The following is a 16,027-nucleotide window of genomic DNA, read 5'->3' as shown; positions in this document are numbered from 1 at the left end:
AGCCAGCCATCAGACCGATCGGCGAGGAGCGGCGCCATCCCTCCGCGCCAGCCCTCCGCGCCTATATGGGAAACCCGACGACATGTCCGATACCGCCACCCGCGCCGCCAGCCCTTCCGCTGCCAACCCCATGACCGACAGCACGCCGCGATTGTTCAGCTTCGCCCGCCATCGGGGCCAGCAGGATGCGATGCGCGATCTGGTCGCCAGCTTCGCCGATCTGCATCCCTATCGCAGCGCCATGGTCGACGAACTGGTGCTGGACGAGGATTTCTATCGCCGTCCGGCGCGGCCCGAGGATCTGTCCTTCATCCGCTTCGACGATGCCGTGACGCCTGAGACGGTGACGCTGCTGCCGTCGCTGGCGGCCCAGCGGCTGCTGCTGTCGATCAACGAGATGGATATCTGCCGCCTGCCGCGTGACGGCAGCCCGGACGCCCTGGCCGATTTCGAGCGCTTCTATGGCGCGGAGAGCCGGACCATGGGTGCGCGCATCCGGCCGTTTCTGGAAGATTTCGTCTTCGATCACGTGTCGGATGCGCCGGCGCCGGTCGATGCCGGAGAGCAGGCCGATCTGCTGCGCGACATCCTGAACCGCGAGGCGGGATTCTGGGGGCTGGTGGCCGGCCATCTGCGCGCCAAGGATTTTCTGGAACAGGGGCTGCGCTTCATCCTGATCCAGAAATGGAGCCTGGCCGAAACCCGCCGTGCCGCCCTGGCGCGGGCCGGGGCCGCGGGCTTCTTTCAGCCGCTGGGTGCCGATGGCGCGCCGAAGCTGGTGCTCGATGCCGTGGATGACCGGCTGATCGCCCGGCTGGCCCGGCATTGCGACGTCGACCTGAAGCCGCATTCCTATTGGCAGTTCTATCTGTCGACCAGTCTTGGCAGTTGCAACCTGCTGCATGCGCTGGCAGCAAGGCCCGATCGTGCGCTGGCCTTGTGGGGGGCCGCCTTCGCGGCCGAGGCCGAGTGGATCTCGTTCGGCTGCCTGCTGGCGCAGGCGGCCGAGGGGCTGGGGATCGATGCCGGAGCGATGGCGGGCGGCGTGGGTGGCGGTGGCGGCCTTGCCGGCCACAACCTGACCCCGGCGGCGGCGATCGAGGATCTGGGGCGGCGTTTCGCGCGGGCGCAGGAGGTTGCCGAGGCCCGTTTCGGTCAGGCGGGTCTGGCCCGCATCGGCCAGGGGCTGGCCGCGGCATCGGCCATGCGGATGGCGGCGGAGCGCGATCTGTCGGAACAGTTGCAATGGCTGTCATCGATCGACCGCTATCGCGACATCGCCGGCATGATCGACCGCCGCATTCAGGCCGAATGCCCGGATATCGACCGCGAGACCTTCGTGGAGCCGCGCGAGATGTGCTCCACCACCCATGTCCACGACGATCACCGGCTGGTCGCGGTGGAGACCGGCGACATGGTGTTCTGGGGCAATCTGGGCATGTCGCTGGAACTGGCGCCCGGCGAGATGGTGCTGGTGCCCATGGGCCGGCTGCATGGCTCGTCGATCCTGTCGGATGAATGCGTCTATCACCAGCCGATCATCCCCGAGGACTGGATCGAGCCGCTGGTGGCCGGGCTTCGGCTTGGCGCGCGCGGCTGATCTGCGCCGGCATCTCCTCTCGGCACCTCTTCCACGGCACTGCGACAGACGGCTGGAGCACAGGCATATGAACAGCGGGCAGATCGTTCCCGAAAACCGGCGCCGCAAGGTGGCGCCCTGGACCGAACGGCTGATCCGGGGCACCCGTGTGGGTCAGGATCCGGCGCCGTCATGGCTGATGGCGGCCTATGACCAGTTCCATGCCAAGGTGACCGATGCCGCCTATCCGTGTTTTTTCGGCACCCAGGCCGAACGGCGCGGCGAGATGTTCTATGCCTGTGTCGAGGGTGGGGATCTGGCCGATCTGCCAGCGGCGATGACCACCTTCCTCGATCTCGCGGCGGCGCGACCGTCCGAGAAGAACAACTTTGCGTTGTTCTTCGAGCCGGACCCGCAGCCACTTGCGCATGGTGCCTATCGCGACCGCTTCTGGCGGGTGCTGCAACATCTGCACGACCACGATCCGGCGCCCAGCATCGAGGCGCTGGAAACCGAGCCCGACGATGCCGCCTGGGAATTCAGCTATCAGGGCGAGCAGATGTTCGCGGTGGGCTGCACACCATCCTATCGCCAGCGCGACAGCCGCAATCTTGGGCCGGGCATGGTGATCCTGTTCCAGCCGCGATCGCTGTTCATCGACACCATCACCAAGCGCGAGATCGGCGCTGAGGCCCGCAGCCAGGTGCGCAAGCGCCTGCTGGCCTGGGATGGGATGGAAGTGCATCCCGATCTGGGCGTCTATGGAGAAACCGAGAACCGCGAATGGAAACAGTATTTTCTGGGCGACGACAACGCACCGGAAACCGACCGCTGTCCGTTCCTGGTGCGCCGTGACCGCAGCTTCGCCGATACCATGTCGGGCGTGCTGGCGGGGCGCGCCCGCCACCAGCCCGACGCGCCGGCGATCTGCTTTCTGGCCGATGGCGAGACCGATGAGCGGCGGTTGACCTATGGCGGGCTGGACGCGCGTGCACGGGCGCTGGCGGCACGGCTGCGCGTCCATGCCGATGCCGGCGACCGGGCGATGCTGCTGCTGCCATCGGGGCTGGACTATGTCACCGCCTTCTTCGCCTGCCTGTATGCCGGCATCATCGCGGTGCCGGCCTATCCGGCCGAGACCGGCAATGCCCAGCATCTGGCCCGGCTGAAGGCGATGGTCGATGATTGCGCGCCGCGTCTGCTGCTGACCGATGCGGCCCATCAGGAGTTGATTGCCAATCTGGGTGCCGTGGAGGACGCGACGACCCTGATCGTGGATCAGGAGGCGGGCGCCGATGAGGCTTTCGAGCCGGTCGCCGCCACCCCCGCCGACATCGCCTTTCTGCAATACACCTCCGGCTCCACCGCCACGCCCAAGGGGGTGATGGTCAGCCATGGCAATCTGATGGCCAATCAGGTGCTGATCCGCAACCGCATGGGGTTCAGCGGTCATGACATCATGGTCAGCTGGCTGCCGCTCTATCACGACATGGGATTGATCGGCGGGTTGCTGTCGCCGATCTTCGGCGGCATTCCGCTGATTTTGATGGCCCCGCAGCATTTTCTTGAACGCCCGGCACGCTGGCTGCGCGCCATATCGCGCCATGGCGGCACCGTCACCGGCGGCCCCGATTTCGCCTATCAACTGTGTCTGGACCGGATCACCGCCGGCCAGATCGCCGATATCGATCTTGGCAGCCTCAGGCTCGCCTATTGCGGCGCCGAGCCGATCCGGCCCGAGACCATGGCCGGATTTCGCGACCGGTTTCTGGGCGCCGGGCTCGACCCGTTCGTGTTGTATCCCTGCTATGGTCTGGCCGAGGCCACGCTGTTGATTTCCGGCGGCCGTCCGGGCGCGGGTGCCACGGCGCTCAGCTTCGATGCGGCGGCCTTCGCGCAAGGTCGCGCACTGCCGGTTGCCCCGGCGGTCGATGATGCGGCGGTGCAGATCGATTGCGGCATCACCGGTGGCGCACATGCGGTGGCGATCGTCGATCCCGCAACCGGCCGGCGCTGCCCGGATGGCATGATCGGCGAGATCTGGTTCACCGGCCCCAGCGTCGCCACCGGCTATTGGAGGCGACCTGATGCCACGGCCGAGACCTTTCATGCCACGGTCACCGGTGAGGGGGGCACCGCCGACGAGGAGGGCGGGGCAGCAACCCGCTATCTGCGCACCGGCGATCTGGGCGTGATCAGCCAGGGCCGGCTGGTGGTCTGCGGCCGTTTGAAAGATCTGATCATCCTGCGCGGCCAGAATCTGTGGCCGCAGGATGTGGAGGCGACGGTCGATCGGCTGGGGCTGCTGCGCAAGGGCCGCATCGCCGCCTTCGCCGTGCCGACGGCGGCGGGAGAGGCGATCGGCATCGCCGCGGAAGTGTCGCGGCCGATGCTGCGCAAGCGCGGCGCCGATGCGATCCTGGACGATATCCGCCGGGCGATCGCCGATCAGCATCAGGAGCCGGCGGCGGTGGTGCTGTTGCTGGCGCCGGGCGACCTGCCACGCACCACCAGCGGCAAGCTGCGCCGTTCAGCCTGTCTGGCGGGCTGGCGCGATGGCAGCCTTGTGCCGGTGGCCGTCCATGATCAGGCAGAAGCTGCGCCGGCCGGCACGCCGGCCGCGGGCACCGGTGACGACATGCTGACCGCGCGGCTTCAGGCGGTGTGGCAGTCGGTGTTCGGCCGCCCGGTCGGGCTGGACGAGGATTTCTTCGATCTGGGCGGTCAGTCGCTGCTGGCGGCCCGGCTGCTGGCCGAGGCCGGTGATGCGCTGGGTCTGGTTCTGCCGCCGGCGGCCGTGTTCGATGCCCGCAGCATTCGCGCCCAGGCCGCCTGGATCGCCGATCGTGGCGACAGGCTGGCCCGGCCGCCCATCGCCGCAGAGGGCGCTGTGGTCGCTGAGGACGGGACCGATGCAGCCGAAGCCGGTGTTGCGGGCCTGCCGCTGACACCGGGGCAGGCGGGGCTGTGGTTCCTGTGGCGGATGGCGCCGGAGGCGGCCACCTATAACGTCGCGGGCGCGGTGACGCTTAAGGGCGCGCTGGATGCGTCACTCATGCGTGATGCGCTGCTGGCGGTCGTGCGGCGCCATGATGCACTGCGCTGCCGGTTCGTCGAGGTGGCGGGCCGGCCCCGGCAGGTGATCGACCGGGACGCCCGCATCGATTGGTCCGAGGTCGATGCCGATGCCGTCGCTGACGGGCTGCGCGCGCATCTGGCCGGGGTCGCGGCCCGGCCCTTCGATCTGGAGGCGGGGCCGCTGCTGCGCGCCTGTCTGGTGCGGATCGCGCCCGACCGCGATGTTCTGCTGCTGGCGCTGCATCACATCGTCACCGACGCCTGGTCGGGCGATATCCTGCTGCGGGATCTGCTCACCGCCTATGCGGCCCTGGCCGGCGGTGCGGCGCCGGCATGGGCGGCCCCCGCCGGCGATTATGCCGCCGTGATCGCCGCCGCCTGCGGTGCCGCCGATGACCGGCGGCTGGCCGGGGATCTGGCCTGGTGGACCGGGCGCCTGGGTCATGAGCACCCCGAGGTGCTGCTGCCGGTCGACCACACCCGCCGGGGTGGTCGTGGCACCAGCGGCCGGCAGGTCAGCCGCACACTGCCGGCGGATCTGGTCGCACGGCTGGCCAGCCTGTCCCATGCCCGGGGCGCCACGCCGGTGATGGCGCTGCTGGCGGCGTTCAACGCGCTGCTGCACCGTATCGGCGGCCAGCAGGATATCCGCGTGGGCGTGGCGGTGGCGGGGCGGGGCGATGCCGCGCGTCGCGATCTGACCGGTTTCTTCGTCGACACCCTGGTGCTGCGGACCGATATCACCCCCGGCCTGGGCTTCGATGACCTGCTGCGGCGGGTGCGCGACGGTCTGCTGGATGCGCAGGCCCATGGTGCGGTGCCGTTCGCGCGGCTGGTATCGGCCCTGCAGCCCGATCGCGACCCGGCGCGCACGCCGCTGGTGCGGGTGATGTTCAATCATCATCCGGTGATGATCGGCGCGCATCTGCCGGCCGGCCCGCTGACCGTCGCCGGGGTCGAGATCAACCCGGGCACCGCCCAGTTCGATCTGTCACTGACCGTGGCCGAGGCGCCGGATGGCCGGCTGATCCTGGGCTTCGACTATCCGACCGACATCTTCGAGGATGCGACCGTCGAGCGTCTGGCCGATGATCTGGCGGGCGTGATCGCCCAGATCGTGGCGGCGCCGGAGACGGCACTCGGCGCCCTGACGCTGCGTTTGCCGGCCGCCCTGCCGGCGCGTCGTCCGCGTGCAGCCTTCCGCCCCGTGGCCGATCGGATCGCGGGGCAGGCGGCGGCGCGGCCGCACGAGACGGCCCTGGTGGTCGATGGCGTCGCCGTCGCACATGACGTGCTGGAGCGAATGGCGGCCGGCATTGCCGCCAGGCTGATCGCCGGCGGCGTGGCGCCGGAAGAACCGGTGGGCCTGTGCGTCAGCCGGGGCGCCGGCATGGTCGCGGCACTGCTGGGGGTGTTCCGGGCGGGTGCGGCGGTGGTGCCGATCGACGCGGCCTATCCGCCGGCCCGGATCGGCGCGATGCTGGCCGATGCCGGTATCCGCAGGGTGCTGGTCGATGGCAGCACCACATCGCGGCTGCATGGCTTGCCGGATGGCCTTGTCACGATCGATATCGACGCCCTGGCCGATGACGGAACCGGCGCGGCCGCGGCTGAGGGTGCCGTTATCCGTCCCGATCAGCTTGCCTATGTCATCTATACCTCGGGCTCGACCGGGCAGCCCAAGGGGGTTGCGATCAGCCATGGCGCGCTGGCCGGCCATGTCGACGATTATCTGGACCGGTTCGCGGTCAGCGCCGCCGATCGGGTGCTGCAATTCTCGACCATCAGTTTCGATGCCGCCTTCGAACAACTGCTGCCGGTGCTGGCGGCGGGGGGCGTGGCGGTGATGCGCGGCCCGGATCTGTGGGATTTCGACACCCTGAACACGCGTCTGCGGGCCGATCGGGTGACACTGGCCTACTTGCCGACCGGCTATTGGCGGCAATGGCTGCGGCGCCTGCCGGATGATCTGCCCGATCTGCGGCTGATGACGGTGGGCGGCGAGGCGCTGTCGGGTGATGCCCTGGCGGCGTGGCGACAGGGGCCGCTTGGGTCTGTCGCCTTCCGCAACAGCTATGGCCCGACCGAGGCCACGATCACCGTTACCGATCATGTACCGGGCGACGACGAAGCCGCAGCGGCGATGGTCGCGATCGGCCGGCCCTGGCCGGGGCGGCCGGCGCTGGTGCTGGACGGCGCCGGCAATCCCGTGCCGCTTGGCGGCTATGGTGAATTGTGCCTGGGCGGCGATCTGCTGGCGCGGGGTTATCTGGGCCGGCCGGGGCTGACGGCCGAACGCTTCGTGCCCGATGCCTTCGGAGCGCCCGGCGCCCGGCTGTATCGCAGCGGCGATCTGACCCGCCCGCAAGCCGGTGGCGTGATCGGCTTTCTGGGGCGGATCGATACCCAGATCAAGCTGCGCGGCTTCCGGATCGAGCCGGGCGAGATCGAAGCGGCGTTGCGGTCGGTCGCCGGTGTGCGCGACGCCGTGATCAGCCTTGTGGACGGCGCCGGTGATGCCCGCCGGCTGGTGGCCCATGTCGCGGCCGATGCCGATGTCGTCACCGCCGATATGCTGTCTCAGGCGCTGGCGGCGGGTCTGCCCGATTACATGCAGCCATCGGCGATCATGGTCATACCGGCACTCCCGTTATTGCCGAACGGCAAGGTCGATCGTCGGGCGCTGGTCATACCGGCTGTGGCCACAGGCACCGGCGCCCTGCCGGGCAACGAGACCGAGGCGCGGTTGCTGGGCATCTGGCAGGCGGTGTTGGGCCGGAGCGATATCGGCATCCATGACAGTTTCTTCGATCTGGGCGGGGATTCGATCCTCAGCCTGCAAGTGGTGGCACGGGCGCGGGATGCGGGCCTGAAGATCACCCCGCGACAGGTGTTCGAGCATCCGCGCATCGACCGGCTGGCGGCCCATGCGCTGCCGCTGGCAACGGTGGCGGCGCAGCCCGAAATCCACGATCGCGATCTGCCCCTGACCCCGGTTCAGCGGCGCTTTCTGGCCCGCAACCCGCAGGGGCCGGGGCACTGGACGCAGGCGGTGGTGCTGGAACTGGCCGATGGCCTGGGCGCCGATGCGGTGGCAGCGGCGCTGGATGTGCTGACCGCCCGCCATGACGCGCTGCGCCTGCGGTTCCACCGCGATGGTGACGGTACATGGCATCAGCGGCTGACCGCCGCCGGCAGCCGGCCGGTGCAGGAAGAGCTGGCGGTGCTGGAAGAACTGGCGGTGATCGATGCGGCCATGGATGCCGCGGCGCTCCGGCTTCAGGCCGCGATCGACATTACCAGCGGGCCGCTGGTCGCGGCCGGCCTGTTCCGGCGCGCGGCTGGCCCGGATCTGCTGATGATCGCCATCCATCATCTGGCGGTGGACGGCGTGTCATGGCGGGTGCTGGTCGACGAACTGGGCGCATTGCTGGCCGATGACGGCACGCAGGCGGTGCTGCCGGCGCCGACGACGCCATGGAGCCATTGGACCCACGCCCTGGCCGGGCATTGCGCGACACCGTCGGTGCAGGCCGAGGCGGATTGGTGGCGCCGGCAGCTTACCGGCGCCGGTCAGGTCTTCGGGCCGGCGCGTTCGGGGGTGCGGTGCGCTCTGGATTGGCAGATGGATGGCGACCGGCTGACGGCGCTGCTGGGCGGGCTGTCGGGGCGTGTCGGCGTCGACGAGATGGTGCTGGCGGCGGTGGCCCGGGCGCTGGCGCCATTGGCGGCCGATGGCGATGCCGCAATTCTGATCGACCTGGAAGGCCATGGTCGCGAGGCCTTTGCCGCCGATCTGGACCTCAGCCGCACGATCGGCTGGTTCACCAGCCGCTTCCCCGTGGCGCTGCCGCTTGTGCCGGACGAGGCGGGGCTGCTGGCCGGCGTGCGCCAGAGCCTGCGCGGTCTGCCGGCCAGGGGCATGCATCACGGCTGGCTGCGGGATCTGGACGAGATGGCGCCGCCTTCGGTCAGCGTCAATTATCTCGGGCGGTTCGATCAACCGGCCGGCGAGGCCGTGGTTCGCCTGACGCCGATGGTGCTGGGCCGGCCGACCGGCGATGTCCAGCCGGAACACGCGCTCGACATCAATGCCATGATCATCGGCGGTGCGCTTCGGGTGCGGATCGATGCCGACAACGCGGCACTCGATACCACGGCGCTGGCGGCCTTCGCCCAGCGCTTCGGCGCGGCGCTGGCCGCGCTGACCGACAATCTGGCGGCGATGGGTCCGTTGCCGGTGCCGGCGGATTTCCCGTTGGCCGGCCCGTCTGCGGGTGGTCTGTCTGCGGCCGATCTGGCGCGGATCATCGGACAAGGGGCGCCGGTCGACGACATCTATCCGGCCACCGCCATGCAGCAGGGCATGCTGTATCATGGCCAGCGCAATGCCAATGACGGATTGTATGTCAACCAGTTGCGGCTGACCCTTGCCGCGGGCGGCATGGATCTGGACGCGCTGCGGGCGGCCTGGACGGCGGCGATCGCGCGGCATGGGGCCTTGCGCAGCCGGTTCGACTGGGGTGATGACGGCATCTGCCGGCAGGTGGTGCAGGGCGCGGCCCCGCTGCCGCTGGTGGTGCACGACCTGATGGCGGCTGACAGCGCCGGCCATGACCGGGCGCTTCACGACTGGATGGCGCGCGATGCCGCCGCCGGTTTCGATCCGGCGCAGGCGCCGTTGATGCGCGTGGCGGTGTTTCCGCGCCCCGATGGCGGCCATGATCTGGTCTGGACCTGCCATCACGCGATCACCGATGGCTGGAGCACGGCCGCGCTGCTGGCTGAAATCGCGGCCGATCACGACGCCGCGCGCGCAGGCGCATCGCTGGACCGCACCCCATCGCCCTCCTGCCGCGACTATCTGGTCTGGCGCGACAATCAGCCCGATGACCGCGACTGGTGGCAGGCAGAGCTGGGCGGCGAGGGCGATCCGGTGACGCTGACCGGAACGCTTGGCCGGCCGTCGCGGCCGGAGCCGGGCATTGACGGCCAGGTCAGCCGGCACCGCCAGGTCACCCGGATCGATGCCGCCGGCACGGCCCGGCTGAAGGCGGCCGCGGCCGCGGCCGGCGTGACCCTGAGCACGCTGGTGCAGGGTGCCTGGGCCGTGCTGCTCGCCCGCTTCGGCGGCGGCGGTCCGGTGGCCTTCGGGGTGACGATGTCGGGCCGTCCGGCCGGTCTGGCCGGGGTGGAGCGCATGCAGGGGCTGTTCATCACCAGCCTGCCGGTGCGTGTGGCGGTGCCGGGATCGATGGCGCCGGCCGCATGGCTGCGGGCGCTTCAGGACCGGAACACCGACCGTCAGGATCATCAGCACACCAGCCTGGGCGATATCCGGCGCTGGACCGGCCTTGCCGGCGATGCGCTGTTCGACAGCCTGCTGGTGTTCGAGAATTATCCGGTCGCAGACGGCCTGCGTGAGACCGGCTTCGGCGGCCGGATCACCGCCATCGACATGGCGGAGCGCACCGAATATCCGCTGACCCTGGCGGTGCTGCCGGGCGAGGGCCTGGATCTGCGCTGGGACTGGGACGGCGCACGCATCGACCGGGCCGCGATCGGCGAGATGGCGGCGGCCCTGACATATCTGCTGGAGGCTCTGGCCGATCAGATCGGCCGGCCGGATACCGGCCTGCCGCTGGGCGCCATCCACCTGCCCCGGCCGCTGGCACAGGCCGGGATGACGATGCCCTTCCGCTCTGTCGTCGAGCGGATCGCCGCCCTGGCATCGGCGGCACCCGACCGGCCGGCGGTCTCCTGCGGCGCCGAGCGGATCGACCGCGCCGGGCTCGATGACTGGTCGAACCGCATCGGCCGGCGGCTGGCGCATCACGGCATCGGCCGTGATCAGCGGGTGGGCCTGTGCGTCGAGCGGTCGATCGGCCTGGTGGCCGGTGTTCTGGGCGTGCTGAAAGCCGGCGGCGCCTATGTGCCGCTGGACCCGGCCTATCCGGTGGAGCGGCTGCGGGCGACGATCGCCGATAGCGGCATGCGGGTGATCGTGGTCGACGCGGCGGGTGCCGCGGCGCTGGGCGCCATGCCGGACGATGTCATCATCCTGCGGCTGGACGAACTGGCCGACGCGCCGGGCGGCTGGTCGGGCGAGGGCGAGGGCGCGCGCGCCGAAGCCTGGGCTCCGCCGATCCATCCGGATCAGCTCGCCTATGTCATCTATACCTCGGGCTCGACAGGTGTGCCCAAGGGGGTTGGCATCACCCATCGCAATCTGGCGCGGCTGCTGGATGCGGCCGCGCCATGGTATGGCTTCGGCCCCGACGACGTCTGGCCGCTGTTCCATTCCTTCGCCTTCGACGTGTCGGTGTGGGAGCTGTTCGGGGCGCTGGTCCATGGCGGCCGGCTGGTGGTGGTGCCGTATTGGACCGCCCGCGCGCCCGAAGAGCTTCATGCCCTGCTCAGGGCCGAACGGGTGACGGTGCTGAACCAGACGCCATCTGCCTTCCTGCCGCTGATGCAGGCGGATATGACGGCATCACAGCGATTAACCGACATCCGGGTGATCGTGTTCGCAGGCGAGAAGCTGGAGCCGGCGGCGCTGGCGCCCTGGCTGGCGTTGCGCGGCGCTTCGGCGCCACAGATCATCAACATGTATGGCATCACCGAAACCACGGTGCATGTCACCTATCGCGAGACGACCGCGGCCGATGCGCGCGCCCTGCCGCCGCGCAGCCTGATCGGCGTGCCGATCCCGGATCTGGACCTGCATGTTCTGGACAGTGATCTGAACCCTGCGCCCCGCCATGGCGTGGGCGAGATCTTCGTGGGCGGCCCCGGCCTTGCCCGCGGCTATCTGGGCCGGCCGGCGCTGACGGCGGAGCGCTTCATCCCCGACCCGTTCGGGGCGCCGGGCGCACGATTGTACCGGTCGGGCGACCTGGCCCGGCTTCTGGCCGATGGCGACCTCGACTATATCGGCCGCAGCGATTTTCAGGTGAAGATCCGGGGCTTCCGGATCGAGCTGGGCGAGATCAATGCCGCCTTGCTGAGCCATCCTGCGGTGCGCGAGGCGGCGGCCCTGGCGGTGCATGGAGCAGCCGGGGAGGGTGGCCGGCCGGGCGACCCGCCGCGCATCGTCGCCTGGGTGGTGGCCGATACAGGCGCGGATGTCGATGCCGCCGGCCTGCGCGCCTATCTGGCCGACCGGCTGGCGCCGCATATGCTGCCGCAGGCCTTCGTGATGATCGACCGCATGCCGTTGACGGTGAACGGCAAACTGGACCGGGCGAAGCTGCCGGCGGCGATGCCGGCGGAACCGCGCATCATCGATGCGGGGGCGGAGGCTGCGACGGAAACCGAACGGCGGCTGGGGCAGATCTGGGCATCGGTTCTGGGTGCGGGCGTTGCGGCTGGACCGGACGGTGTGGCACGGCTGGGCGCCGGCGACGACGTGTTCCTGCATGGGGCGGATTCGCTGCTGGCGATGCGGGCGCTGGCGCGGATCCGCGCCGAATTCGGCGTGTCGCTGGCGCTGAAGCTGCTGTTCGACCAGCCGGTGATCCGCGATCAGGCGGCGATGATCGATGCCGCCGCACAGGCGGTCGACGCCCCTTTCCCGCAGCGCCCGGCGGCGATGGCCGATCTGGTGCCGCTGACCGCCGGCCAGGAAGGGCTGTGGTTCCTGTGGCGGATGAACCCGACGAGCGCCGCTTATAACGTCTCGGGGGCGCTGGAGATCGCGGGATCGCTCGATATCGAGGCCTTGCGGCAGGCGGTTGCCGCCGTGGTCGCACGGCATGAGGCGCTGCGGGTGTGGTTTGTCGAGACCGATAACGGGGTGGCGCAGCGCATCCTGGCCGATGCGGCCTTCGACTGGGCGGTGGTCGATCTGGCGGGGGGCGATCTGGCCGGGGATGATCCGGCAGGAGATGATGCGGCGCTGCGCGGGTGCCTGCACGACGCCGCGATGCGGCCCTTCGCACTCGATCGCGGCCCGATGCTGCGGGCGATGCTGGTCAGGTGCGGTGAGGCGCGCCATGTGCTGGCGCTCGGCGCCCATCATATCGTCTCGGACGGTGCGACCATGACCGTGCTGGCCGAAGAGGTGGCGGCGGTCTATCGCGCATCGGTCGCGGGTGAGGCAACGACGCTGCCGGCGCCGGCGATCAATTGGGGCGACTGGGCGGCCTGGTCGCGCGCGGCGCTGGATGGCGGCGCGCTGGATGATCAGATCGCCTATTGGCGCCGGACGCTCGGCACCGATCATCCGGTTCTGCGGCTGCCGCAGGACCGCACCCGCCGGCAGGCAGCAAGCCCCGCCGGCGGGCGGGTGACGCGGCGTCTGGATGGCGTGGCGACCGCTGCCCTGCGCCGGGTGGCGCAGGGGCAGGGTGCCACCCTGTTCATGGTGCTGCTGGCCGGGCTCGACCTGCTGCTCTACCGCAATGGCGGCGATACCGAGATCCGGGTCGGCGTTCCGATGTCCGGCCGGACCCGGCCCGAGGCGGAGCGGATGGCGGGCTTCTTCGTCAACACCCTGGTCATGACCGCCGACCTCACCGGATCGATGCGGCTGTCGGCGCTGATCGCCCAGATCCGCGACCGCACCCTGGCGGCACAGGCCAATCAGGATGTGCCCTTCGCGCATCTGGCAAGCCGGCTGGGCGGCCCCGGTCGCAACCCGCTGTTCCAGGTGATGTTCAACCTTCAGCAGATGGATGCGGCCGCACTCGACCTCGGCCGCGGCATGACGGTCACCCTGGCCGAGACGCCGGTTGAAACCGCGCGCTTCGATCTGGTGCTCGACATCCTCGAGTCCGCGGGCGGCCTGCGGGTCGCGGTCGACTATGCGGCCGATATCTTCGATGCCGCCACGGCCGAACGGCTGGCCGATCAGTATCTCGGTCTGATCGACATCATCACCGCCGGCGATGATCCGCGGCTGGCGGCGATCGCTGTCGGCGGCCCGGCACCGGCGCGCGCGCGCAGGCTTGCCTTCAACCCGGTTGCCGGGCGGATCGCCGCCCGCGCCGCCCTCGCCGGTGACGCCGAGGCCGTGGCCTGCGAAGGGCAGCGCCTCAGCCATGGCGAGATCGACCGGCTGTCGAACCATGTGGCACGGGCCCTGCTCGACCGGGGCTTGGCTGTCGAAGACCGGGTGGGGCTGTGCCTGACCCGCACCGCCCGGCTGCCCGCCGCCCTGATCGGGGTTCTGAAGGCGGGCGGCGCTTTCGTGCCGCTGGACCCGGCCTATCCCGAAGACCGTCTGCGCGACATGATCGAGGATGCCGGTATCGGGGTGATCGTCACCGATGCCGCGACCGAAGCGGCACTGCCCGATCTGCTGGCGGGCCGGCAGAGGCTGCGGATCGAGGATTGCGCGGCGGGTGACGGCACGGCCTGTGCACCGGTCGCCATGCCGGTGCACCCGCATCATCTGGCCTATGTGATCTATACCTCCGGCTCCACCGGCCGGCCGAAGGGGGTGGCGATCAGCCATGATGCCTTCAGCCTGCATATGGATGATTTCATCGCCAGCTATGGCATCAGCGCAAACGACGTGGTGTTGCAGCAGTCGACGATCAATTTCGACGTCGCCCTGCACGAGATGCTGCCGGCGCTGATCATGGGCGGCCGCATCGTGATGCGCGGCCCGGATCTGTGGGATCTGGCAACGCTGAGCCGCACGCTTGCCGACGAGCGGGTGACGTTTTCGCGCATTCCCACCGCCTATTGGCAGCAATGGCTGCGCAACCCGCCGGCCAGCCTGCCGCATCTGCGGCAGGTGACGGTGGGCGGCGAGGCTCTGCCCGGCGATGCGCTGATGCGCTGGCGGCGCACGACGCTGCGCGATATCCGGCTCGACAACCTGTATGGGCCGACCGAGACCACGGTCGCGTCGCTGTTCCACACCACCAGTGCCGCCGACGAGGCCGAGGCCATCGTGCCGATCGGCCGGCCCTATCCGGGCCGGACGGCGATGGTGATCGACGCGGATGGAAACATCGCACCCACAGGGGGTTATGGCGAACTCTGCATCGGCGGTGACAGCCTGGCGCGCGGCTATCTGGGCCGTGCCGCGCAGACCGCCGAGCGCTTCGTGCCGGATGAGACCGGCGCCCCCGGGGCGCGGCTCTATCGCACCGGCGATCTGTGCCGGGCCAGGGCCGATGGCACGATCGATTTCCTGGGCCGGCTGGACGCGCAGGTGAAGCTGCGCGGCTTCCGGATCGAGCTTGGCGAGATCGAGGCCGCGATGCGCGCCTGCGCCGGTGTGGGTGATGCCGTGGCCGCGGTGACCGGCGCGGGTGAAGGCCGGCGGCTTGCCGGCTATGTCACCGGCGATGCGGCACCGGCGGCGGTGCTGGCGGCTCTTGCCGCACGGCTGCCGGCGCATATGGTGCCGGCCACGATCACCGTGCTGGATGCGCTGCCGCTGATGCGCAATGGCAAGGTCGACCGCAAGGCGCTGCCGGAACCCGATATGACGGTTGGCGGCGCGCGTGTGGCGCCGCGCAGCGATGCCGAAGCCGCCCTGCTGGCGGTGTGGCAGGCGGTGCTGGGGCGCGACGATTTCGGCGTCACCGACGGATTCTTCGAACTGGGTGGCGACTCGATTCTGAGCCTGCAGGTGGTGGCCCGGGCCCGCAGCGCCGGCTGGGAGATCACCCCCCGCGACCTGTTCGAGCATCCGCGCATCGACCAGCTTGCGGCGGTGGCCAAGCCTGCCGGGGTGGTCGAGGCGCTGACCGAACTGGTCGATCAGGATCTGCCGCTGACCCCGATTCAGCGCGGTTTCCTGGCCCGCAACCCGGAACTGCCGCCGCATTGGAACCAGGCCGTGCTGCTGGCCGTGGCCGATGGCATCGGCCAGCAGGCGATCGCCGACGCGCTGGCGGCCCTGGTGGCGCGACACGATGCCCTGCGCCTGCGGATGGTGCGGACTGAAGATGGCCGGTGGCATCAGCGGGTGGTGGCGGTCGAGACGGCGGCACCACTGCTGGTGGCGCAGGAGGTGGGCGCCGACGGGCTTCAGGATGCCTGCACCGCGGTTCAGGCCAGCCTGGAACCGCGCCATGGACCGGTGGTCCGTGGCGGGTTGTTCCACCTGCCCGATGGCAGCCGGCGGCTGCTGATCGCCGTGCATCATCTGGCGGTGGACGGGGTGTCGTGGCGGGTGCTGGCCGGCGATCTGGACCAGATGCTTGGCGGCGATGGCGCCGTGCTGCCGCCGGTGCCGGTGCCGTGGAGCCGCTGGGCGCTGGCCGCAGGCCGCCCATGCCGCCACAGCCGGCGAGGCTGGATGGTGGCGGGCGGCCCTGGCCGATGCAGCGCCATGCTTTGCCGATGGCGACGGCCCGGCCGGTCTGCGGCATGACTGGGCTCTGGATGCGGCTGAAACCCGGCTGCTGA

The 16,027-nt window shown here is 70.1% G+C and carries 2 protein-coding genes; both read left to right on the top strand.

All coding sequences use genetic code 11. The annotated features are described in order from the left end of the window. Window positions 1-82: 82 nt before the first annotated feature. Window positions 83-1,600 carry a cupin domain-containing protein gene (locus IEW15_RS08445; RefSeq protein WP_229707932.1) on the top strand — a complete coding sequence of 506 codons (1,518 nt, stop codon included), beginning with the start codon at window positions 83-85 and terminating at the stop codon, window positions 1,598-1,600. A gap of 67 nt (window positions 1,601-1,667) precedes the next feature. Further along, window positions 1,668-15,992 carry a non-ribosomal peptide synthetase gene (locus IEW15_RS25855; protein ID WP_229707931.1) on the top strand — a complete coding sequence of 4,775 codons (14,325 nt, stop codon included), beginning with the start codon at window positions 1,668-1,670 and terminating at the stop codon, window positions 15,990-15,992. Window positions 15,993-16,027: the final 35 nt, after the last annotated feature.

It is taken from the genome of Tistrella bauzanensis, from assembly GCF_014636235.1.
GTDB lineage: Bacteria > Pseudomonadota > Alphaproteobacteria > Tistrellales > Tistrellaceae > Tistrella > Tistrella bauzanensis.
Note: the sequence above shows the minus strand (reverse complement) of the source record. Positions and strands in the feature narration are given on the sequence as shown.